Annotated in this window: 22 protein-coding genes; 11 read left to right on the plus strand and 11 right to left on the minus strand. The window is 72.0% G+C overall.

Annotated elements, in window-relative coordinates:
• Positions 1 to 12: 12 nt before the first annotated feature.
• The 3 genes from FKD65_RS31885 to FKD65_RS31895 are packed head-to-tail and all read left to right on the plus strand — an operon-like array spanning position 13 to position 3,429.
• Positions 13 to 1,140: a peptidoglycan DD-metalloendopeptidase family protein gene (locus FKD65_RS31885; protein ID WP_141581798.1), complete on the plus strand. Its 1,128-nt coding sequence runs from the start codon at positions 13 to 15 to the stop codon at positions 1,138 to 1,140.
• Positions 1,141 to 1,153: 13 nt separating this feature from the next.
• Positions 1,154 to 1,957 (plus strand): hypothetical protein, encoded by an 804-nt coding sequence (locus tag FKD65_RS31890; protein ID WP_141581801.1) that lies wholly within the window; start codon positions 1,154 to 1,156, stop codon positions 1,955 to 1,957.
• Positions 1,954 to 3,429 carry an NADH-quinone oxidoreductase subunit NuoF family protein gene (locus FKD65_RS31895; RefSeq protein ID WP_141581803.1) on the plus strand — a complete coding sequence of 492 codons (1,476 nt, stop codon included), beginning with the start codon at positions 1,954 to 1,956 and terminating at the stop codon, positions 3,427 to 3,429. The genes FKD65_RS31890 and FKD65_RS31895 overlap by 4 nt, the downstream gene beginning before the upstream one ends.
• Before the next feature lie 51 nt (positions 3,430 to 3,480).
• Here FKD65_RS31895 and FKD65_RS31900 read toward each other — a convergent pair whose 3' ends face one another.
• The 3 genes from FKD65_RS31900 to FKD65_RS31910 form a co-directional block, all read right to left on the minus strand.
• Entirely contained in the window at positions 3,481 to 3,921 is a 441-nt protein-coding gene (locus tag FKD65_RS31900) for a nuclear transport factor 2 family protein (protein WP_141581806.1), read from the minus strand.
• A 153-nt stretch (positions 3,922 to 4,074) separates the two neighbouring features.
• A complete protein-coding gene (gene nucS, locus FKD65_RS31905; RefSeq protein WP_141581808.1) occupies positions 4,075 to 4,755 on the minus strand; it encodes an endonuclease NucS in 681 nt (226 codons plus the stop codon).
• Positions 4,756 to 4,788: 33 nt separating this feature from the next.
• Positions 4,789 to 5,991, minus strand: a complete 1,203-nt coding sequence (locus FKD65_RS31910) for a HEAT repeat domain-containing protein (protein WP_141581810.1) — start codon at positions 5,989 to 5,991, stop codon at positions 4,789 to 4,791.
• 173 nt (positions 5,992 to 6,164) lie between these two features.
• On the opposite strand from FKD65_RS31910, the gene FKD65_RS44520 reads away from it, so the two are divergent.
• A complete protein-coding gene (locus tag FKD65_RS44520; protein ID WP_168221257.1) occupies positions 6,165 to 6,353 on the plus strand; it encodes a hypothetical protein in 189 nt (62 codons plus the stop codon).
• Between the two features lie 280 nt (positions 6,354 to 6,633).
• Positions 6,634 to 7,020 carry an SCO5389 family protein gene (locus FKD65_RS31915; RefSeq protein WP_141581813.1) on the plus strand — a complete coding sequence of 129 codons (387 nt, stop codon included), beginning with the start codon at positions 6,634 to 6,636 and terminating at the stop codon, positions 7,018 to 7,020.
• Between the two features lie 60 nt (positions 7,021 to 7,080).
• Here FKD65_RS31915 and FKD65_RS31920 read toward each other — a convergent pair whose 3' ends face one another.
• Positions 7,081 to 8,067 (minus strand): LLM class flavin-dependent oxidoreductase, encoded by a 987-nt coding sequence (locus FKD65_RS31920; RefSeq protein ID WP_141581816.1) that lies wholly within the window; start codon positions 8,065 to 8,067, stop codon positions 7,081 to 7,083.
• A gap of 55 nt (positions 8,068 to 8,122) precedes the next feature.
• On the opposite strand from FKD65_RS31920, the gene FKD65_RS31925 reads away from it, so the two are divergent.
• The 4 genes from FKD65_RS31925 to FKD65_RS31940 all read left to right on the plus strand — a co-directional run bounded on the left by FKD65_RS31925 (position 8,123) and on the right by FKD65_RS31940 (position 12,003).
• Positions 8,123 to 9,739: a 3-hydroxyacyl-CoA dehydrogenase family protein gene (locus FKD65_RS31925; RefSeq protein WP_141581818.1), complete on the plus strand. Its 1,617-nt coding sequence runs from the start codon at positions 8,123 to 8,125 to the stop codon at positions 9,737 to 9,739.
• A gap of 119 nt (positions 9,740 to 9,858) precedes the next feature.
• Positions 9,859 to 10,170, plus strand: coding sequence for an ATP/GTP-binding protein (locus FKD65_RS31930; protein WP_141581820.1), 312 nt, complete (start codon positions 9,859 to 9,861; stop codon positions 10,168 to 10,170).
• Positions 10,171 to 10,327: 157 nt separating this feature from the next.
• Entirely contained in the window at positions 10,328 to 11,038 is a 711-nt protein-coding gene (locus FKD65_RS31935; RefSeq protein WP_141581821.1) for an alpha/beta hydrolase, read from the plus strand.
• 173 nt (positions 11,039 to 11,211) lie between these two features.
• Positions 11,212 to 12,003 (plus strand): alpha/beta fold hydrolase, encoded by a 792-nt coding sequence (locus FKD65_RS31940; protein ID WP_141581823.1) that lies wholly within the window; start codon positions 11,212 to 11,214, stop codon positions 12,001 to 12,003.
• 33 nt (positions 12,004 to 12,036) lie between these two features.
• Here the strand turns inward: FKD65_RS31940 and FKD65_RS31945 are convergent, their stop codons facing one another.
• From FKD65_RS31945 to mce, 3 genes are all read right to left on the minus strand, one after another.
• Complete coding sequence (locus FKD65_RS31945) at positions 12,037 to 13,629, minus strand: AI-2E family transporter (RefSeq protein ID WP_240809697.1); 1,593 nt, start codon at positions 13,627 to 13,629, stop codon at positions 12,037 to 12,039.
• Between the two features lie 101 nt (positions 13,630 to 13,730).
• Entirely contained in the window at positions 13,731 to 15,056 is a 1,326-nt protein-coding gene (locus FKD65_RS31955) for a DivIVA domain-containing protein (protein ID WP_141581829.1), read from the minus strand.
• Positions 15,057 to 15,402: 346 nt separating this feature from the next.
• Positions 15,403 to 15,837, minus strand: coding sequence for a methylmalonyl-CoA epimerase (mce, locus tag FKD65_RS31960; protein WP_141581831.1), 435 nt, complete (start codon positions 15,835 to 15,837; stop codon positions 15,403 to 15,405).
• Between the two features lie 107 nt (positions 15,838 to 15,944).
• On the opposite strand from mce, the gene FKD65_RS31965 reads away from it, so the two are divergent.
• Positions 15,945 to 17,144: an acetyl-CoA C-acetyltransferase gene (locus FKD65_RS31965; RefSeq protein ID WP_141581834.1), complete on the plus strand. Its 1,200-nt coding sequence runs from the start codon at positions 15,945 to 15,947 to the stop codon at positions 17,142 to 17,144.
• Positions 17,145 to 17,539: 395 nt separating this feature from the next.
• Here the strand turns inward: FKD65_RS31965 and FKD65_RS31970 are convergent, their stop codons facing one another.
• On the minus strand, positions 17,540 to 18,253 hold the full coding sequence (locus FKD65_RS31970) for a DUF4230 domain-containing protein (protein WP_141581836.1): 714 nt from the start codon (positions 18,251 to 18,253) through the stop codon (positions 17,540 to 17,542).
• Between the two features lie 34 nt (positions 18,254 to 18,287).
• Positions 18,288 to 19,085 (minus strand): DUF2127 domain-containing protein, encoded by a 798-nt coding sequence (locus FKD65_RS31975; RefSeq protein WP_141581838.1) that lies wholly within the window; start codon positions 19,083 to 19,085, stop codon positions 18,288 to 18,290.
• A gap of 178 nt (positions 19,086 to 19,263) precedes the next feature.
• Here FKD65_RS31975 and FKD65_RS31980 point away from each other — a divergent pair, with 178 nt between their 5' ends.
• Entirely contained in the window at positions 19,264 to 19,572 is a 309-nt protein-coding gene (locus tag FKD65_RS31980; protein WP_141581840.1) for a DUF3817 domain-containing protein, read from the plus strand.
• Between the two features lie 40 nt (positions 19,573 to 19,612).
• Here the strand turns inward: FKD65_RS31980 and FKD65_RS31985 are convergent, their stop codons facing one another.
• Both FKD65_RS31985 and FKD65_RS45090 read right to left on the minus strand, forming a co-directional pair.
• Positions 19,613 to 20,914: a hypothetical protein gene (locus tag FKD65_RS31985; RefSeq protein ID WP_141581843.1), complete on the minus strand. Its 1,302-nt coding sequence runs from the start codon at positions 20,912 to 20,914 to the stop codon at positions 19,613 to 19,615.
• The gene (locus FKD65_RS45090; RefSeq protein WP_368367148.1) at positions 20,907 to 21,995 is read right to left on the minus strand and encodes an ATP-binding cassette domain-containing protein; all 1,089 of its coding nucleotides are present in this window, start codon (positions 21,993 to 21,995) and stop codon (positions 20,907 to 20,909) included. The genes FKD65_RS31985 and FKD65_RS45090 overlap by 8 nt, the downstream gene beginning before the upstream one ends.
• Positions 21,996 to 22,180: the final 185 nt, after the last annotated feature.

A 22,180-nucleotide genomic window follows, 5' to 3' on the forward strand; every position in this document is an offset into this window, starting at 1 on the left:
GCTGATCCGGTGATGTCCGGCCATCAAGCCGGCGGCAGGTCGATCCTGCCGCTGGCCAATCGCATCGTGTGGCTCGGCGGCACCGCGGCGGGCGCCGTCCTGCTCGTGCTGTGCGCTGTCGTCGCGCAGACGGCGGCACCCGCGAAGAGCACGCAGGCGCGGACGTCCTCGCCCGGGGCCGCTCCGAGGCGCCCGGCGCACGCCCCCCGCACGTCGGGGCCGCCCGTCCAGCCGGCGCAGGCCACGCCGCTTGAGCACATGGTGCGCGACGTGATCCTGAGGGAGCGCTCGGCGATCGCCCGCCGCGCCTTCGGAGGACATGCCCCGGCCGCGCCCAGGGTCCTGCTCTTCAGGTCGGACCCGGCGCGCAGCTGGGCCTTCGGCTCCTCGATCCTCCCTCCTCCCGAAGGGGTGGAGGCCCCTCCCGACGCGTCGCTGTTCATTGCTCACCACCAGGGAACGGGCTGGCGAGTCGCCGTGACGGGATCCAAGGACTTCACGGCGTTCGCGCGGAGCGCGCCCGTCACCGTCGTCCCGAAGGCCGAGCGCGCCTTCCTGACCGGGTACGGCAGGAAGGCGGCGTCGAGGGACACCGGTCTCTCGTTCCCTTGGGCACCCGGCAGATCGTGGACGATGCGCCCCACGAGGAGCACGGAGCTGGTCGCGTTCACGGGCGAGGACGGACGGGTCCTGGCGGCCGGTCCAGGGCACCTGTACCGGCTGTGCAGCCGTGCGCCCGGCCGCGGCATGCTCCTGCTGATCCATCCCAACGGGTTCTCCTCGACCTACTCCCAGATGTCCGCCCTGACAAGGGTCAAGGACGGTTCGGCCGTCCGCCGGGGCGACTACCTCGGGACGACCGGCAACGAGGAGTCCTGCACGGGCAGGCACGTGGGCGGAGCGGCCGCGGTGGTGTTCGGGCTCCTGTCCGGCGGCCGTTCAGTACCCCTGAACTCCCTGTGCGTCGGCGGCTGGACCCTGGGGGTTCCCGCCTCCGGGGCGATTCGGGCCGAGCGCAAGGGGACGCGCATCGAGGCAGGAGACCCGCTGCCCAACATCGGCGCCGGCGCGGCTCTCGGCCCCGCCATCCCCCGACCGTCGCAGTCGGCGACGGCGAGGCCCTCGGTGCCGGTGTTCTGACGTGAAAGGGACCATGAACACGACCTCGTCGTCCGCTGCGATCCCGCGGCGCGGCGTCCGGCGGGCGCGGGCACTCCTGCTGTCGGCCGCGGGCCTGGCCGCCGCGGCCGCCGTCGGATGGACCGGCCATGCCGCGGGCGCGGTGGCCGCCGCGCAGTCGTTCCTCGAGTTCTTCTCCGGAGTCTTCACGCTGGTGGGGCTGACCGGGGCCGTGGTGTTCGGGCTGCTGGCGAGCGGCCGATTCACCCCGGTCCGCATGCGGATCCTGGCCCAGTCCGTGCACCGGGCGACCGCGACCCTGTCGATGAGCTTCCTCACCGTCCACGTCACGCTCAAGATCTTGGAGCGGCACGCCACGGCGCTGGACTCCGTGCTGCCCGCCGCCGGGCTGCGCGGGCACGGCCTGATGGTCTCGCTGGGCTCGGCCGCCGGTGACCTCATGATCTTGGCGTTCGTGATCGGCCTCGTGCGCGGCCGGTTCATCGGCGCCGGACGCGCCTGGACGTGGCGCCTGCTTCATCTGAGCGCCTACCTGTGCTGGCCGGTCTCCCTCGTCCACGGCCTCAACGCCGGTCGCGCCGCCAAGCACTGGGTGACGTTCAGCTATCTGGCCTGCGCGGCCGCGGTCGTGCTGCTGGTGCTGGTGCGCCTCACCATCGCCTCGCGGCATCGGCGGGCGACCGGGGCGAGGGCTGTCCAGCCCGCCGTCACGCCGCCGGCCAGGCAGGCGGCGCAGACCGCCGCCCAGGTGCCCGACGAGCAGTTCTGGGCGGACCTGAAAGACGAAGCCCGCAGCTGGTCGAGGAGCCGCTCATGAGCACCACCCCGCGCGTGACGGCGATGGGCCGGCCCCGCCTGCTGGCCGGGCTCGGCCGGATCCCGCGGCTCGACGCCGCCGGGCACCGGCGAGTCCACCGCGTGCCGGCCCGGCTGACGGCCGGCGAACTAACGGCTCTCGCCGAGCAGGTCGACCTGCGCGGCCGGGGCGGCGCCGCCTTCCCGTTCGCCCGCAAGTTCGCCGCCGTGCAGAAGGCGGCGGCCAGGTCCGAGCGGCCGCCCGTGGTGCTCGTCAACGCGACCGAGGGTGAGCCCGCGAGCTCCAAGGACAAGGCCCTTCTCGCGCACGTCCCGCACCTCGTCCTGGCAGGCGCGATGCTCGCGGTCGGGGCGCTGCGCGCCAAGGAGCTCGTCATCGGGATCACCGACGAGGGATCGGCCGCGCGCTCGCTGCGGTCGGCCCTCGCCGAGACGGGACTCGGCACCCGCGCCCGCGTGGTCCAGTTGCCGGAACGCTTCATCACGGGAGAGAGCGGAGCGCTGGTACGTGGCGTCAACGGCGAGACGCCCATACCGCCCGGACGCAAGGGCAGGACCGCCGAGAGCGGTGTCGACCGGCTTCCGACACTGCTGTCCAACGCCGAGACCTTCGCCCAGCTGGCCGTTCTCGCCGAGCTCGGCGCCGAGGGATACCGGGCGGTCGGCACGACCGCCGAGCCCGGCACCGTCCTGCTGACCGTCACCGCGCCGGACGGCGGACACATCGTCGTCGAGACCCCGACCGGGGTGTCCCTCGCCGAGGTGCTGCACCGGTGCGGCACCGACGCGGGCCAGGGCGTCATGATCGGCGGCTACCACGGCGCCTGGCTCACCCCCGCACAGGCGGCCGCCGCGACAGTCTCCCGGGAATCGATGGAGGCGGCGGGCGCCGCGCTCGGCGCGGGAATCGTCATCCCGTTGCCCCGCGACACCTGCCCGATCGGCGAGGTCGCCCGCGTGGCCGCCTACATGGGCGCCGAGTCCGCCGGCCAGTGCGGACCCTGCCGGCTGGGCCTGCCCGCCATCGCCCGCTCCTTCGGCGCCCTAGTCGCGGGCACCACCGGTGACGAGGCGCTCGCCGCCATCCGCAGCGGCAGTGCGATCGTGCGGGGGCGGGGGGCCTGCAGCCACCCCGACGGCACGACCCGCTTCCTGCTCTCGGCGCTCAAGGTCTTCAAGGACGACGTCGACACGCACCTGAACAGCGGCGGATGCGGCCGGCCCACCCGCCGGGTCCTCCCCATCCCCGGCGAGGAGACCGAAGAGGAGTCAGGACGCCAACTGGCCGTCGACTGGTCGCGATGCGCCGGACACAAGCTCTGCAGTCATCTGATACCCGACCTTGTCGAACTCGACCGCTTCGGGTATCCCGTCATCACTCGGACCGACGTTCCGTCCCGCCTTCTGCGCGACACCGTGAAGGCCGCCGAGATGTGCCCGGCCCTCGCGCTGTCCATCCGTTCCCGCGCCTGAGCGCGAGGCGTTCCGGAAGCGGCAGGACCAGGAGATCCCGCTCAGCGGCCGTCATGGGGTGAGGTCGACCACCGCCGTGCCGCTCGACACGTCCATCGGGACGGAGGCCTGGTCGTGCGCGATCAGCCAGGTGCCGCCGGTCTTGCGGAAGCAGAGCGTGGCCCGGACCCACATGCCGCTCGTCGCCGTGCCATTCCCCAGCGTGCCGCTGAGCCGGCCGAAGCCGTGGCCGAAGGCCACCTCGTCGCCCACGGTGAGCGTGAGGTCGCGGATCTCGTAGGACACGTCCTGGAAGAACGTGAACACGTTCGTCCAGTTCTTCAGCTTCGCCGCCCTCCCCACGTGCTGGAGCGGCGGCTCGACGTCGAAGGAAACGACGTCCCCCGCGTACACCTCCTCCAGGGCCTTCAGGTCCTTGGCCCGGATCCCTTGGACGATCTTGTCGATCTGCTGCCGGATCTCGGCTTCGTCGGCCTCGCGCTGCGTTGGCATGCCCCATCCATCCCTTGGGTCCAGTGAGGAATCACGGCTTCTCACCCATATGACGGAGCTGCCCCGTGAAATGTGATGCCTACGCCAGGAATCGTCCCGGAAACGCGACCCGCCCCCACCGCGTCGTCGCCCGCGACGTTGCGGAGGGCCGGGTCAGAAAAGGGTGCCTTCGTGTTCGATGCCGCGCAGGGCGTCGTAGTCGAGGGTGACGCAGGTGATGCCGCGGTCGGTGGCGAGGACGCGGGCCTGGGGCTTGATCTCCTGGGCCGCGAAGACGCCCCGGACGGGGGCCAGGTGCGGGTCTCGGTTCAGCAGTTCCAGGTAGCGGGTGAGCTGCTCGACGCCGTCGATCTCGCCTCGGCGTTTGATCTCGATGGCGACGGTGGCGCTGGCGGCGTCGCGGCAGAGGATGTCGACCGGGCCGATGGCCGTGGGGAACTCGCGGCGGATCAGGGTGTAGCCCTCGCCGAGGGTGGTGATGTGCTCGGCGAGCAGTTCCTGAAGGTGCGCCTCGACGCCGTCCTTCTGGAGGCCGGGGTCGATCCCCAGCTCATGGATGGTGTCGTGCAGGAACTCCTCGATGGTGAGGATCAGCCGCTCGCCCGACTTGCCGTGCGTGACCGTCCAGCGCGCGACGGCGCCGTTCTCCTCGTATACCTCCTCGCGCAGCGAGCAGGGCGGGTTCATCCAGTTGAGGGGCTTGTAGGCGCGGTCGTCGGCGTGCACGCTCACACTCCCGTCCGCCTTGATCAGGATCAGGCGGAGGGCCATCGGCAGGTGGGCGGTGAGCTTGCCGGCGTAGTCGACGCTGCAGCGGGCGATAACGAGACGCACGGTGCATCACCTTAGTGCGGCGTCAGGGCTGCTTCAGGCGAGACCGGCGTACCGGCGGCACTCGTACTGGACGGTGGGCAGGCCCCAGACGTCGAGTATCTCCAGCAGGTTGGCCCACTGCCAGCTTGAGGGCGGCAGTTCAGCGATCGTCTGGACGGTCCGCTGCTGCGCGGTCGTGAGTTCGGCGAACGGGGGGAGCGGGGAGGCCGGACTGCCGAACGTCAGCCTGAGCGCTGCCTCGGCCATCGGGAACGACGCCTCGTCGGACGTGCGGGACAGACCGTCGAGGACGGCGTCGACCGCCTCGGGCGGGGCCTCTTCCAGCGCGGCCAGGGTCAGCGCCGAGTAGAGGCGCAGGTCGCCCTCCAGGAAGGCCATGTCTCCCTCGGGCGGGGACGCGCAGGAGGACGCCAGTTCGGCGATGATGGGCGCATCGTCCTCGCTCAGGCGGGCGAGTGCGATCGCGGCGGCCCAGCGCGACAGCGGCTCGGTACTCGCCAGGTGCTCGCGGAACAGGGGGAGCAGCGCCCGGCCGTCCAGGAGTCCGGCGGCGACGAGCGCGTGCGCGATGACGTTCTGGTCCTGCTCGGCTTCGAGCAGCGCCTCCAGCGCGGGGAGGGAGGCCGCCGCCTCCTCGGGGAACCACCCCACCGTGTACGCGGCGGTGGCCCGCACCCCGGCGTCGTCATCGCCGAGCAGGGTCAGAACGGTGGTCAGTCCGGCACGGACGGCGTCGTAGGCGGCGAGTTCCGCTTCGGCGGAGCGCAGTGCCCACGCGAAGTCGAAGTGGTCCCGGTCGACGGCCCTGGCGCGGCGCTCCTGCTGGTTCGCCGCCTCCGTGACCAACGCCTCCAGCCGGCGTGCCTCGGCTGCCGGGTCGGTCTCCCGCAACCGCGCCACCTCCTCACGCCAGGCGGTGATGCCGACACCGGACGGCAGGTGCGCCGCGTCGTACCCGATGGCCAGCGCGGCCGCCAGGTAGAGCGGCCCGGTGCGTTCGGGAGTACCGGGGTGGGACGCCAGAGCGAGCAGGAACGGGACCGCTGCGGCGGCCGCGCCGTACCGCCTTCCCTGATGGAAGATGTTGGTGAACAGCTCGCCCAGCGCGGCGTCCCGCTCTTCCTCTTCGAGCGAGGAAAGGGCGCGGAGAAGGCCGGGCACGTCCTCCGCCGAACCGTAGGCGTGGTCGAGCCCCGCCCAGTCGATGTCGTCCAACCCCGCCAGCGGATCGCCCATGCCGCGATCCTGCCAGCCGCGCCGGTCCTTAGGGCCGGACGTGGGCTCCTAAGTACTCCTAAGGCCGCTGACCGGGCGATATAGGGCGACCTGCCAATGTGGAGCCGGGGACCTTAGCGCGAGTCTCTTGGATGTCGGGTCGTGCCGATCGGCCCGCGGATTCAGGAGGCGTCGTGTTCCACCACGAGATCATGCAGTCGCTCATGACTGAGCGGGCTCGCGAACTGCGCGCGGAGGCAGGCGCCGCGCGGGACGCCCGGCTGGCACGGCGGGCCCGCGAGTACTGGGCCGAGCGCGCCGAGCGGCTCACCCCCCGGCAGGCCGGACGGCGGCGTCACCACAACGCCGCCGCTGTCCGATGACCCAGCGCGTCGGCCCCTGTGCGACGACTCTGCGCGATGGCACTTGGGTGACGGGTCCACACGAACGACGGAGCCACGCACGGAAGACATACCCGCACCAAAGACGGGACTGCACGGAGAGGCAGGTCTGCACGGAGAGACGGGGCCCCTGACCGGTCGGGAACCGGTCAGGGGCCCTGCCGTAGCGGAATGAAAATCTTTGTCAAGCCTGGAATTACCTCCGGGCCGTGTTTACCGTCGGCGTGTGGGTGTTCATCCTCCGTCTGCGAAAGGACCCCGCATGTCCCTCGACGTGACCCCGGAACTGCTGGAGACGGCGCAGAAGGGCGAGGTCGGCGACGCGGACTTCGTCGAGTGCATCAAGACCTCCCTCCCGTACGCGTGGGAAATGATCAGCGGCCTCGTGGCCCGGCTGCAGGTGGACGGCGGAGATTTCGCCGACAACCTCACGCCGCCGCCGGACGAGAAGGCGCGCGGCCAGCTCCTGCGCGTCCTCGCGAGCGACGCCATGCGCGGCGCCCTGGAGCGTTACTTCGGGGTGAGACTCGCGTTCCAGAACTGCCACCGCGTCGCGGTCTTCCCCGACGGGGACCCGAGCGCGTACCGGACGTTCGTCACGGCCCGCGAACAGATCCTCAACCAGTCCCCGGAACTCCGCGACTGCTGACCCGACCGACCGCCGCCAGATGAACGCGCGGCGTGCCGACCCCGTCGGCGCGCCGCGCGTTCATATCGCGGCCGCGTGGAGTTTTGGGAGGACTTCGCGGCCCAGGCGAGTGATGTTCTCCAGGGTGGCGGTTCGGGATCCGGCGCCCTCCACAAGCAGGATCAGGTGGCTGATGCCGGTTCGCTCGGCGGTCGTGGCGAGGGAGTCGACGCAGTCGTCCGGTGAACCGACCGCGTGCAGGTCGCACATCAGGCGCGTGTAGGCGACGGGATCGCGGGACGGGCGCGGACGGTCGTCCACGGCGACGTATCCCTCCAGGCCGGGGCCGAGCCAGCGCGGCATGCCGTCCATGAGGGTGGCGACGGCCTCCTCCCGAGTGTCGGCGACCTGGGCCACGTGCGTGGAGATGTGGGGGAGAGACGGGTCGCCGTGCCGGGCGATGGCGGCGGCCTTCTCCTCCGGCCCGACATGCATCCCGAGGAGCATCGGCAGGCCGCGCTCCGCCGCCAGCGCCTCGGTCGCGGGGGACGTGCAGGCGATCGTCACCGGCGGCGGGACGGGTGCCCGCGGAACGACCGGCACCTCCCGGAAGGCGAAATGCTCGCCCTCCCAGGCGAGACGGCCGGAGCGCAGCCAGGCCAGCAGCAGATCGAGGGATTCGGCGAATCCGTGCTCGTAGCGCGGGAGGCCCGTGCCGAACACCTCCAGGTCGCGCCACGGTCCCCCGCGACCGACGCCCAGCCGGAACCGTCCGCCGGACAGCAGCGCCAGCATCGCGGCCTGCTCCGCCAGCGCGACCGGATGCTGGGTGGACAGCACGCTCACCGCCGTCCCGACCCCGATCCGGGTGGTGGCGGCCAGCAGATGCCCCGCGAGAAGCGTCGCGGACGGCACCACCCCGTAGGACATGAAATGGTGCTCGGCCAGCCATACATCATCGAACCCGGCGCGCTCGGCGGCGACGGCGGCCTCGACGGTCCGGGACAGGGCGGCGGCGTCGTCCTCGCCCGGGAAACGGGTGGCGAGAAGGAAGATTCCGAGGCGCACGCCCCTGTCGTACCCGGCATCGGCCACGGGCGACCGCTCTGCAAGACTGCCCCTCATGACTGGTGGTTCGTTCAGCGGTGGTTCGTTCAGCAGGGTCGGGGTCGTCGGACTGGGCACGATGGGTGCGGGAATCGCCGAGGTGCTGGCGCGCGGCGGCCTCGCGGTCGTCGGCATCGAGGTGAACCGGGAGGCGCTGGACCGCGGGCGCGGCAACCTGGAGTCCTCGACCGGACGGGCCGTCAAGCGCGGCAGGCTCACCGAGGACGCCCAGCGCGAGATCCTCGACCGGATCACGCTGTCGACCGACTTCGCCGACCTCGGTGACTGCGATCTCGTCATCGAGGCCGTCCCCGAGCGGCTCGACCTGAAGCGGACGGTGTTCGCCGAGCTCGACCGCGTGTGCCGGGAGGACGCGGTCCTCGCCACCAACACCTCCTCGCTGTCGGTCACCGACATCGCGGTCACCACCGGCCGTCCCACCAAGATCGTCGGGGTGCACTTCTTCAACCCCGCGCCGGTCATGAAGCTCGTGGAGGTCATCGGGACCGTCCTCACCGAGCCGGAGGCCGTCACCCGGGTCGCCGACCTGGTCGAGGGCCTCGGCAAGACGCCGGTGACGATCGGGGACCGGGCCGGGTTCGTCGCCAACCGCCTGCTGTTCGGCTACCTGAACCAGGCCGCGACGATGCTGGAGTCCGGCCACGCCACCCGCGACGACATCGACGCCGCGATGAAGGCGGGCGCCGGCCTGCCGATGGGCCCGTTCACCCTGATGGACCTGATCGGCCTCGACACCTGCCTGGAGGTGCTGGAGGCGATCTACGCCGAGTCCCGCGACCGCCGCCATGCCGCCTCGCCGCTGCTCCGCGAACTCGTCACGGCCGGACTCCTCGGCCGCAAGACCGGCCGCGGCTTCTACTCCTACGACAAGTCCCGTCCGGCCGACGGAGGGCATGCGACGCAGGGCGCAGCCGAGGGAGGGACGAGCGACGCCGCTCTGCCGACGGTGGGCGTCGTCGGTGTCGGCCCGCTCGCGGACGCCGTCGCCGCGCTGTGCGACCGGGCCGGCGTCCAGGTCGGCGACTCCGCCGCCGACCTCGGGGGCTGCGACCTGATCGTCGAGGCCGCGGAGGACCCGGAGGCCGCGCGGGCGCTGCTGTCCGCCGCCGTCCAGGCCGCCAAGCCCGGCACGGTCATCGCGGTCACCTCGGCGGACGGCTCCGTGATCCGGCAGGCCATGGCCACCGGACGTCCGTCCGACGTCGTCGGGCTGCACCTCCCCGACCCGGCCGGGACCCTGGCGGAGCTGTCCGCCACCGTCGCGACGGCCCCGGACGTCGCCGATCGCGCCGCCGACCTCCTCGCGCGCCTCGGCCTCACCGTCGCGCGCTGCCGCGACCGCGCCGGGTTCATCGTGGACGCGCTGCGCCTGCCCTACCTGAACGACGCCGCCGCCATGCTCGGCGCCGGATACGCCGACGCCGACTCGATCGACGCGGCGATGACCCTGGGCTGCGGCTACCCGACCGGCCCCATCGCCGACCTCGACCGCATCGGCCCGGACCGCGCCGTCACCGTCCTGCGCGCCCTGCACGCCGAGACCCGCGACCCGGCCCTGGCCCCGGCGCCCCTCCTCGTGGAGCACGCCACCGCCGGAAAGCCACTGCGCTGAGCTTCGAAGCCACGGCTGAACCAAGAAGCCACTGCTGAACCAAAGGGAAGGCCCGAGTAGACCTCCGCGGGAGGCGGGCTGTCCGTGAGGGGGTGGCCGGGGTTCATATGCTTTAGGGCATGAGCCCCCGCAAGAACCGCCGCGCCGCATCTGGACGTTCCGCCAGGGGCGGGGGCGCCTCGTGGGCTCAGGAGACCGAGGAGGGGCCGGACGGCGAGTGGATCGTCCGGTCCATCTCCGGGGCCGGCGCTGTGAAGCCGTACCGCTGCCCGGGATGCGACCAGGAGATCCCTCCGGGCGTCGGTCACGTCGTCGCCTGGCGGGCGGGCGACAGCGGCGACGACCGGCGGCACTGGCACCGTCCCTGCTGGCAGGCCCGGACCCGCCGCTCGCCCCGCGCCCTCCGGTCGCGCAATGCCCCGCGCTACTGACGCGCGACCGCGTCCCGGGTCACTGATGAACGGCATCCCGCGCCACCGGCGACCGGCGCTCGGCGGCCGGTGTCACTGGAGACCGGCGTCCGTTATGCGGTAGACACCACCCGGCCGGGCGCGCACGCGCCCCCCGAAGAAGGAGACGGAGAGAGCGATGGCGGAGATCAGGGCGGCGACGGTGCTGCCGGCGCGGCGTGAGGAGATCACGCTGCACACGTCCGACGGCCTGGAGCTGGTCGGGGAGCTGGCGCTGCCGCTCGAGCGGCCGCCGGTGGCGACGCTGGTCTGCCTGCATCCGCTGCCGACGGCCGAGGGCATGATGGACAGCCACGTCCAGCGCAAGGCGTCCTTCCGCCTGCCCGCGCTGGCCGGCATCGCGGTCCTGCGGTTCAACACGCGGGGGACGACATCGGCGCGCGGCACGAGCCAGGGCGAGTTCGGCGAGGGCGAGACCGAGCGGTTCGACGTGGCGGCGGCCCTGGAGTACACCGAGTACCACGACCTGCCGCGGCCGTGGCTGCTCGGCTGGTCGTTCGGCACGGAGCTGGCGCTCAGGTGGGGACGCGATCCGCTGGTCGAGGGCCTGATCCTGCTGTCGCCGCCGCTGAAGAGGGCCGGCGACGCCGACCTGGACGCGTGGGGCGCCGACGGACGTCCCGTCGTGGCGCTGGTACCGGAGTTCGACGACTACCTGCGTCCGGCCGAGGCCCGCGAGCGGTTCAAGCGCGTCCCGCAGGCCGAGGTGGTCGGGGTGGACAACGCCAAGCACCTCTGGGTGGGCGAGCCCTACGTCCGGATCGTGCTGAACGAGATCGTCAAGCGGGTGGCGCCGGCCGCCTACCCCCTCCCCACCGAATGGGAGTGACCAGACGGGCTCTGATCATCGGGCTCTGATCGCTGGGCCCTGACCGATGGGCTCGACTGAAAGGGCTCGACTGAAAGGGCTCGACTGAAAGGGATGAAACGGACATATAAACACATGCGGCCGATCGCGGCCACTCCGTCCCACTGGACGCGATGGCGAGTGACCATTGCCCAATGACGGTGCAGCTGTACGCAAGGGACGTAGGGACCGGCACGCCGCTCGTGCTGCTGCACGCCTTCCCGCTGTCCTCGGCGATGTGGCTCGCCCAGCGTGAGGGCCTCGCCGGCCGGTTCCGGATCATCACCCCGGACCTGCGCGGCTTCGGCGGTTCCCGGCTGGGCGACGACGAGCCGTCCGTCGACACGATGGCCGACGACGTCGCCCGCATGTGCCGCTCCCTCGGCGTCCGGCGCGCCGTCGTGGGCGGGCTGTCCATGGGCGGCTACGTGGCGATGGCACTGTGCCGGCGGCACCCCGACCTCGTCCTCGGCCTCGTGCTGGCCGCCACCCGCGGAACCGCCGACACCGATCCCGTCCGGGAGAACCGGCTGCGGCAGGCCGAGACACTGGAAGGCGAGCGCAGCACCCGGATCCTCGTGGACGAGGTGCTGCCCGGCCTCGTCGGCCCCACCACCTATCGGCAGCGGGCGCTGGTCTACGGGCGCGTACGCGGCCTCGTCCAGGCGGCGCCGCCGCAGGCCGCCGCGTGGGCGCAGCGCGCCATGGCGGGACGCCCGGACTCCTCCGAGACGCTCCGCGGCCTCCGCGCGCCCGCCCTCGTCATGATCGGGGACGAGGACGGGCTGGCCACCGAGGACGAGGCCCGCGCCATGGCCGACGCGATGCCGAACGCCGAGCTGCTGGTCATCCCGCGCGCCGGACACCTGTGCGCGGTCGAGCAGCCCGACCTGTTCAACCAGGCGGTGGCGGAGTTCGCCGCCGCCCTCGCCCGCACGGCCCGCTGAGCCGGTCGCGAGCCTCGGCCTCTCGCGGTGCCCCTACAGCGTCTCCTGGCGTGGCATGACGACTTCGCGGATCAGCAGTGAGATGGCGGCCGCCGTCGGGATCGCCAGCAGGGCGCCGACGACACCGAGCAGCGCCGCGCCGACCAGGGCCGCCACGATCGTCACCGCCGGCTGGACGTCCACGGTCCGCTTCATCACCCGCGGGTAGACGAGGTAGTTCTCCACCTGCTGGTAGATGACGTAGAAGATCGCACAGACGATGAGGTCGGTCGTGTTCCCTGTCAGGAACGCCACGAGGGACACGATCACCGCGCCGATCGTGGCGCCGATGAGCGGGATCAGGTCGGTCACCGCGACGATCAGCGCCAGGGCCAGCGCGTACTTGATCCCGAGGATCGACAGGAAGACGTACGAGCACACGCCCGCGATGAGCGCGATCGTGAACTGGCCCGCGACGTAGCCGCCGATCCGGTCGAGGATCTCGTCGCCGAGCAGGGCGACGCGGGCTCTGCGGGTGCGCGGCGCCAGCTGGTAGAAGAACGTCTTGATCTGCGGCAGCGAGCTGAGGAAGTACAGCGTCAGGATCAGGATCGTGATCGTCTGGAAGATGCCGTTGATCGCGACCTTGCCGATGCCGGTGGCGGTGTCGGTGAGGCCCTTCTGGAAGCCGTCGCCGTTCACCGTCTTCTCGGCGCGTTCGAGCAGGCCGTAGCGCTTGTCCCAGTCGGCGAGCCGCTTGTTGCTCTGCAGTTGCTGGACGTACTCGGGGATGTTGTGCCGCAGCTCGGTGACCTGCTCGGACACCGGCTGGACGAGGGATGCGACGAACCCGGCGAAGAACAGGATCACGATCAGGAACACCGTGGCGACGGCGGCGCCGCGCGGGAGGCCGAACCTGCGGAGCCGCTCCACCGCCGGGTTGAGCCCGACCGCGAGGAACATCGCGACCACGATCATGACGAGCACCGACTTGGCGTTCGTCGCGGCCTTCACCAGCATCCAGGCCGTGATGACGCCGAGGGCCGCGGTGAACCCGAACACGAACGGGTGCGCGCGGCCGAGCGGCTGACCGGGCCTGCCGAAGGGGAACAGGTGGTCGACGCCCGCCTCGCGCTTGCGCTGCTCGACGTCATGTGCGGGGTCGGGCGCGCCGGGCTCCGGCACCACCGGCTCGGTGGCCGACTGCGCCGCCGGGAGGGTGACCGGGGCGCCGGTCGCCGGGTCGCGTTCGCCCACGGGCTGCTCGATCTCCTCGGGTATCAGCGCACCGCTCGGCGCGACGCTCTCATCGTCATCCGTGTCATCGGAGCCGCCCACCTTGTCGCGCGCCTCTGCGCTCCGGGCCCCTTCGTCGCGGGCCCCTTCGTCGCGGGTCTTGGTGTCGCGCGCTTTGCCGCTGCGCGTCTTGTCGTCGTCGGCTGAGCTGTCGCCGGCCACGTCGTCGCGGACGTCGCTGTCGCGGACCTCGTCATTCGGGGCCTCGCCGTCGCGGGTCTTGGCGGTGTGGCGGGTCTCGTCGGCGTCGTCGGCGGGCGGCGCCGGGGCGGGGACCCGGCGGCCGGTCGTGGGCCGCCCCTCGCCGGTGGAGGGCTCGTGGCCGTCGTCTTGGGGGGTCTCGTCGGGCACGCGGCTCTCCTCTGTCCTGCGTCTACGGGTTTGAGACGACGGAAAGCCCGGAGGCGTTTCACCGCCTCCAGGCTTTCCCGTCATGCCCGACCGTCAGGTGGTCACTCCTGCCACCAGTCCTCGTCGTCCTCTTCGGACTTCTTGGCCTGGGCCGGCTTCGCGGGCGCGGCCTTGGCGGCCGGCTGCTGCTTGGGCTGGGCCTGCTGCGCGGGGGCCGGCTTCGGCTCGGCCGCCGGGATGGCGGCCTTCTCCGGGGGCGCGGCCAGCTCGGGCTCGGCGCCCATCGACGGCGCGACGCCGCCGATGAGCTGGCGCAGCTGGTTGAGGTGGCTGGTGATGCTGTCGCGCTGCCGGGTGAGCTCGTCGACCTGGCGCTGCGCCGCCGTCCGGACGCGGTCGGCCTCGGACTTGGTCTCGGCGAGCAGCTGCTCGGCCTGGGCCTTGGCCTCGGCGATCACGTTGTCGGAGTTCTTGCGCGCGTTGGCCATCAGCTGCTTGGCGTGCGAGTCGGCCTCGCGCCGGGTCTGCTCGGCCTGCTGCGTCGCCTTCGCGGCGCGCTGCTCGGCGGACGCGGCACGCTGCTCGGCCTCGGCGACCAGCTTCTGCGTCGCGGCCTGGGCCGCGGAGTGGCGCTCGGCGTCCTGCCGGTCGGCCTCCTCGCGGCGGGCGGCGAGCTGGATCTCGAACTCGGCCTCGGCCTGGGCGCGCTGGGCCTCGCTCTCCTCCAGGATGCGCTGGGCCTGGGCCCGCATCTCGTCGGCCTGCCGCTTGGCCGTGGTGAGGATCTCGTCGCGCTCACGCTTGGTGGACGCGCGCAGCTGCGCCACCTCGCGCTCGGTGGTGGTGCGCAGCTTGGCGATCTCACGCTCGGCGGCGGCGCGCTTCTCGGCGACCTCGTGGTCGGCGGTGGCCCGGAGCTTGGCGACCTCGCGCTCGGTGGTGGAGGTCAGCTCGTCGGCCTCGCGGTGGGCGGAGGTGCGCACCTCCTCGGCCTCCCGCTCGGCCGCCTGCCGCATGTCGTCGCCCTCGCGCTGGGCCGTGGCCCGCAGCTCGGCGGCGTCGTTCTCCGCGGTGGCGCGCTGCTCGGCGGCGTCGACCTTGGCCGCGGCCTTGATCTCGTTCGCCTCCGAGCGGGCCGCCTGGACCAGCTCGGTCGCCTGCTCCTCGGCGAGCCGCAGCAGCTGCTCGATGCGGGCGCCGAGACCGGAGTAGGTCGGGCGTTCCTGCTCCTGCAGCTGACGGTGGGCGTCCGACAGCTCGCGCTGCAGGGCCTGGGTCTGCTCGCGGGTCTGCCGCACCTCGTTGTCGAGCTGCTTGATGTGCTCGTCGACCTGGTGCCGGTCGTAGCCGCGAAGCACCACGTCGAACTCGCGCGGGGGCGTGTCTTCAAAGAAGTTGCTGAGCTGGGCGTCGATGTCGGACTGCATGTGGCTCAATCCTGATGTGACGGGGCTACTGGTGACGGGGCTACGGGTGGTTCCGGGGACCGGTTGATCGCCTGGCATGACGGACGCACTGCCCCAGACCTCTTCCGGCGACTGAAGCGTACTCCGGACACTGCCGTGTTGGGGGCTCATCTTGACGCGCTGCGTGGAATGTCCCTTTTGTTCGAGCATGCGGCATGCCCGTGGGGACCCAGGTGTGGGGGGTGCAAATGCACCAGATGTGTCCGAACGGTCACAGAGCGGCGGTCGGCGCCACCCGGACCGCCACCGTGATATCGAACACGTCACGATCCTGGCCCCCCCCTCGCCGTACCCCGCGAAGACAAGATCATTCGGCGGCGGGGCGCTTCTGCACCAGTTCGGTCAGGACGCCGTGGCAGTCCTTCGGGTGCAAAAAGTTGATCAAGGATCCCATGGACCCGTTGCGCGGCGCGTCGTACAGCACCCGCACGCCCTTGCCCGCGATGCCCGCGGCCTCCTCCTCGACCGTCCCGTCCGTCCCGAACGCGATGTGGTGGACGCCCTCGCCGTTCCTCTCCATCCACTTGGCGACCGCCGAGTCCTCCCGGATCGGCTCGATGAGCTGCAGGTAGCTCGCCGCGCCGTCCCCGGTCTCGTTGATCTTGAGCATGCACTCGCGCACGCCCTGCTCCTCGTTGACCTCGAAGTGCGCGTCGGTGAAGCCGTAGGTCGCCTTGTAGAACTCGACGGTCGCGTCCAGATCGCGGCAGGCGATGCCGATGTGGTCGATACGGGTCAGCATGGGCTTTGTCCCTCCTCGGACGGCCAGGCGGGGGCGAACGGAACCGAACGCCGCTCCCGTGGGTATCGTGGCAAACGTCGCCGCTGCACCACCCTGGAGGCCCCCACATGAGCACCACGTCCGTGATCGTCGCCGGAGCGCGCACCCCCATCGGGCGCCTGATGGGCTCGCTGAAGGACTTCTCCGCGGCCGATCTCGGCGCCCACGCGATCAAGGCGGCGCTGGAGCGGGCCGGGGTCTCCGGCGACCAGGTCCAGTACGTGATCCTCGGCCAGGTGCTGCAGGCCGGCGCGGGCCAGATCCCGTCCCGCCAGGCGGCGGTCAAGGCGGGCATCCCGATGAGCGTCCCGTCCATCACGATCAACAAGGTCTGCCTGTCCGGGCTGGACGCGATCGCCCTGGCCGACCAGCTCATCCGCGCCGGCGAGTTCGACATCGTGGTGGCGGGCGGCATGGAGTCGATGAGCCAGGCCCCGCACCTGCTGCCGAAGTCGCGCGGCGGCTACAAGTACGGCTCCGTCGAGGTCCTCGACCACATGGCCTACGACGCCCTCACCGACGCCTTCGACGGCGTCTCCATGGGCGAGTCGACCGAGCGCCACAACGCCAGGCTCGGCATCTCCCGCGAGGAGCAGGACGAGTTCTCCGCACGCTCCCACCAGCGCGCCGCCGAGGCCATCAAGAACGGCGTCCTCGACGAGGAGATCGCCCCGGTCGAGATCCCGCAGCGGCGCGGCGAGCCGGTCGTGTTCTCCGCCGACGAGGGCGTGCGCGGCGACACCACCGCCGAGGGCCTGGCCAAGCTGCGCCCCGCCTTCAGCAAGGAGGGGACGATCACCGCCGGGTCGTCCTCGCAGATCTCCGACGGCGCCGCGGCGGTCGTGGTGATGTCCAAGGCCAAGGCCGAGGAGCTCGGCCTCAGCTGGCTCGCCGAGATCGGCGCGCACGGCAACGTCGCGGGTCCTGACAACTCGCTGCAGTCCCAGCCGTCCAACGCGATCAAGCACGCCCTCGGCAAGGACGGCCTCACCGTCGACGACCTCGACCTCATCGAGATCAACGAGGCGTTCGCCTCCGTCGGCGTCCAGTCGATGCGCGACCTCGGCATCGGCCCCGAGAAGGTCAACGTCAACGGCGGCGCCATCGCGGTCGGCCACCCGGTCGGCATGTCCGGCGCCCGCATCGTCCTGCACCTGGCCTACGAGCTGAAGCGCCGCGGCGGCGGCACCGGCGCCGCCGGCCTCTGCGGCGGCGGCGGCCAGGGAGACGCGTTGCTTATTCGTGTTCCGACCCGTCCGCTCGCCTAGCGGCTCGCTCCCGATCGGACCACTGGCGATCGCTGGCATCGCTCCGGCTCGCCTTGCGGCTCGCTGCGCGATCGGATTCTCGCAAGCTCGAATCCGCCTTCGGACGCGATCGCGAGTGTGGGGGTTGTCGCGGGGTTGCGGTGGTGGCTGGTGTCGGTGCGCCCGAGCGGGGGGCGGCGGTTCGCTCCTGATCGGAGCGTGGGTGATTGCTGTGTTGCTTCGGGGAGACTTGTGGCTTGCTGCGCGGGCAGGCTCTCGCGAGCTTGAAGTTGCCTTCGGGCGCGATCGCGAGTGTGGGGTTGGCGCGGGGTGGTTGGTGTCGTGTGCTCCGATCGGGGCGGTGGGGCGCTCCCGATCGGAGCGGTGACGGTTGGTCGTGGTGATTCAGGGGCGCCCTACTGGGGGGCGGGGTTGATGGTCACCGTGGTGAAGCCCAGGGCCTTGAGCATGTTCTCCATCATCGACTTCGTGTTGGCGTCGGCGCGTTGCTTCAGGCCGCTCTGGTCGGCGGCCGTCTGGATCTTCTGGGACGCCAGGATGTAGAGCTGCTGCTGGTTGTTCGGGTTGCTGCTGAAGAAGTCGCCGAAGCGGTCGAAGACGCCGCGCTGGGTCGCGTAGACGTAGCTGTTCTTCGTGTCCAGGTTGGTCTTCTCCAGCTGGGCGGGCGGGAGCGTGACCGTCGCCGCCGTCCGGTCCTGGTTCACCTTGATGGCGCCGGTGCCGAGCTTGGAGAAGTCCACGTAGGCGTCGACCGAGCCGTTGCCGACGAACAGGGTCCGCTTGCCGCGCAGCGAGGACGGCAGGAACTTGGCGTCCTTCTCCAGGTCCACGACGACCTGGAAGTTGCCGCTCGCCGCCTCGTAGCGGTGCAGGTCGCGGATCGACTTGAGCAGGACGGGACCGCTGCGGTCCTTCGTCTCCTCCCCGAACGGGTTGAGCCAGTGGGGGAGGCCGTGCAGCGCCTGCTGGGCCACCAGGACGATCGCGACGGTGGCGACGATGATCGCGAGGGGGGTGAGCAGGCCGCGCCGTGGGGGGCGGGACCGGCCGGGGGACGCCTTGGCGGGCGCGTCGTTCTTCGCGTCGTTCTTCGTTTCCGAGCGAGCCATGTATCCGGCATTCCCGGCAGCGGCGTCCCCTACCTCATCCGGTGGGCTCCGGCTCGGGGCGGGACGGGTGCCGCAGGTCCGACTCGTGCGTCGCCAGCTCCACCTCGATCAGCGACTCGCTGCGAAGATGCGCCTCGTGCGCGGCCCGCCCGCCCCGCACGCCGAATAGCCGTTTGGTGACGACGATGTAGACGATCAGACCGATATTGAGCACCAGCGCGCCGATGCGCAGCACGGTGACCTTCTCCGCCAGCTCGTAGATCTCGATCGGCAGCCCGAAGCACGTCGCGACGACCGCGAAGTACTCGCCCCAGCGCTGCAGCAGCCACAGCCCGACCGCCTCGATCAGCTCGATCGCGCCGTAGACGATGAGGCCGACGGCCAGCCAGCGCAGCGTCCGCGCGTCCAGGTCGAACACGTGCCGGATGGACGTGATGACCTTGGAGTGGTCGAGGTCCCAGCCGATCTGGTCGGCGAGCGGGCGCAGCAGCGGGATCTCCTTCTCGAAGATCCGCTCGATCGATCCGCGGCTGCCCGCGAACCGCCACACCCCGTACGCGGCGACCAGCATGATCAGGCCGCGGATGCCGCGCTCGACCGCGAAGAACCGCATGATGAAGGCGTCGCGCAGCTCCCGGCCGCGCTTCACCAGCGGCGCCCGGTCGGCAGGGCCCGTGCGGTGCGGTTCGCCGTGCACGTAGGTCCCGCAGCGCAGGCAGCGCCACGCATCGCCGATGGGGGACGAGACGACGAGCCGCTCGCGCAGCGCCTCCTCGTCGGGCGCGTAGGTGATGTGTCCCTTGCGCGCGCACGTCAGCAGGCTCCAGTCCACGCCGACACAGTAGAGGCCCGCCGGGCCCCGCACACGTCACGGTTTGCACACGTTCGCCGACTGCGAAGGTTGGATGACGGGCGGGGGCGGGGTCACGGTTTGCGCATGGGCGTGTGAGCTATGCCATATTCGGTCTGGAAACCGCGGGTGGAGGTCGCGCCGTTGAGCGGGCGTGGACATGATTCGTGCTTTCCGGTTCGTCTCCGTCGCCGAGGCGGGCTCGTTCCTCCTTCTGCTGCTGGTCGCCATGCCGCTGAAGTACGGGGCGGACGCGCCGGTCGGTGTGCAGCTGATGGGTCCGGTGCACGGGGTCCTGTTCATGGCCTACGTCGGCCTGGTCTTCCTCGTCCGCGAGCAGCTCGGCTGGGACCTCAGGCGCACGATCCTCGCCCTCGCCGCGGCCGTCCTGCCCGTCGCCCCGTTCTTCGTGGAGCGGCACTGGACGCGGCCCGCCGCCGAGCCGGAACCGGCCGGACGGGGCGTCTGACCTCCTGCGTGACCGCGGCGGGGTGGGGGTCTTGCCGCGGTCACGCAGGACGGGTGCGCGGGACCTCGTGCCGACGGCCTTCCGTGGTGCGGGGCAAGCGGAAGTCGCGCGGGCCCAGCGCGCAGGCGCGGTACTGGACGAAGTGCAACCGCAGCCAGCCGCGGCGCCGCTGCTCGGTCCAGGACGCGAACCGGCGGGCCGTGCGCGTGTCGGCGATGTCCGGCGGTTCGTCGCCCAGGAGCCAGGCGTCGACCAGCGCGCGGTAGCCGTCCGTGTCGCCGGCGGCGGAAGTGCAGGAGCGGGCGTCCTTGAGCCCCACGCTGATCTGCCGGACGGCGCGGGCCGCGTAGCCGGGGGAGAGGTCCTCGTCGAGGTGCACGGCGGCGACTCCGTCCACGACCGTGACAGGCTCCCAGGCGGGACGCTGCTCGACCGTCGTGAAGGCACCGGGCGTGCCGTTCAACCGGGCGGCGAGCGGGGTCGCCGCCTCCATCAGCGGGGGCAGTGCGTCCCGCAGCGCGGGGTGGACGCAGACGGTCAGGGGCCACCGCCGGCATACCGGCTCCGCTCGGGCGGGCGCGACCGTCGCGCCGCCGGAGTCGTGCAGGCCGAGCGTGGCCGAGACGGTCGCGGCCAGCGCCATCGCCAGCGGGACGACGAGCAGGAACCGCCGCGTCGCCCACATCACGTAGCCGAGGATCAGCGCCGTGGTCAGCCCGGTGGTCCACAGGATCTGCTCGGCGAACACCTCGGGGCGCAGCGTGGTGAAAAGCCGGATGCGGGGGAGTGCGGCGGGAGGCAGCAGGCTCCACCAGGACACCCCCGGGATGCGCAGGGCGGCCCACAGTGCGGTGACGGCCAGCACGAGGGCCGCCGTGGCACGGTGCGGTGCGACGCGTCCGGTCAGGTAACCCACGACGACGTGCAGGACGAGCGCGCCCGCACCGGAGAGCACGCCGAGCGGCTGGGGCTGCCCGGCGTGCGCGTGCACGAGGGTGACGGTGACGGCCACGGCCGTGACCACGACGTAGGAGACCAGCGCGGCCGACGACAGCAGCAGCAGGTCGAACAGGACGCCGGTCGCGGGAGAGCGGGCGGTGAGGTCGCGCAGATAGTCGAGCGGGCGTTCCCGGACGGCCGTCCACGCGGCCAGGCCCGCGGCCGCCGGGCCCAGGAAGCGGACGGCGTCGACGAGCGCGACGACGGTGTTGTCCCAGTAGGCGACCGGCGGGGAGAGCGACAGGCACGCCGCCGCCGTCCCGAGCCCGGTGAGGACCGGCACGGCGACGAGCAGCGCCGTGCGGCGGGCGTCCAGCCGGAGCACCCGCCCGAGGTCAGACACCGGTGGCGCTCTCGGCGGGCGACCGCCCGGCCCGTGCCTTCGTCAGGGGCGGCAGGGCCCGGTGCGGCAGAGGCAGGCCCGGCAGGGGCAGGGGCAGGTTCGGCAGGGGCAGGCCCGGCAGGGGCAGGTTCGGCAGGCTCAACTGCGGCAGGCCGAGTTGCGGCAGGGCCACCTGCCGCATCGTGCGCAGGGAGGGGCGTCGCCGGTCCATCGCGTCGACCGTCTGCGGAGTGAGGGCGTCCCGCGCGCCGGAGGCACTCCGCTTGTCGGAGGCACCGCGCTTGTCGGAGGCACCGCGCTGGTCGGAGACGCCCCGCCGGTCGGAGGCGGAGCGGCCGCGGCGGGCGGCGGCCGACTGCGTCGGCTGCTCGCTGAGCCGGCCGCGGGCGAGGGTGAAGAGGCGGTCGCACCAGCCGGTCAGCGTCTCGGTGGCGTCGGCGGTGACGACCACGGTGGGCGCCAGCGTGCGCAGCTCGGGGATCAGCTCGGCCATGGCCGTGGTGAGCGTCTGCCTGCCGGGGCCGGCGGCGCCGGTGGGCCAGGGTTCGGCGGCGGCGCACAGCTCGCCGAAGGGGTCGTCGAGCAGGACGAGGCCGGGCTCGTGGACGCAGGCGGCGGCCAGCCCGGCGCGGAGCCGGACGTCCGGCGGCAGCAGCGCCAGCTCCGTCCCGGCGGCGTCGGCCAGGTCGAAGCGACGGATCATGCTCTTCGCGGCGGACGCGCTCGTCCGCTTGTAGTAGGCGGCGTAGGCGACGAACTCCCCGGCCGTCATGCCCTCCGCGCGCGAGAACCGGGCCGGCAGGTAGCCGATCCCGGCGCGGGCGGCCCGCTGCCCGGCGGTGTTGGTGATGTCGTGCCCGAGAATGTGCAGCGCGCCGGTGTTCGGTCTGCGCAAGGTCGCGAACGTGGCCAGCAGAGTGGATTTACCGGCACCAGGTGGACCGGCAAGGCCGACCACGCCTTCGGGCACGCCGAAGGTCACCGGGCGCAGGAGCCACCGCCCCCCGCGGCGGACACCCATTCCTCGGGCCACGATCACGGAATGCTCCGCGATCACAAGTTTCCCCCCGTTGTTCGTCATGCGTTCGCGGCACCCGGACGTCGCCCCCGCGCGCCGGTGGCCTCGGGTCCCCCAACCCGCCACTCGGCACGCCCGCGGGCCGGGCCGCCCCCCGGCGGCGCCGACCCGGTCGCTTTTGCCGGGCCGCAATGCATCGACATCGTGACTATAACCGGGCTTGGTGATGGCTGTCAGCAATCTTATTG

This window comes from Actinomadura sp. WMMA1423, assembly GCF_006547145.1.
Lineage (GTDB): Bacteria > Actinomycetota > Actinomycetes > Streptosporangiales > Streptosporangiaceae > Spirillospora.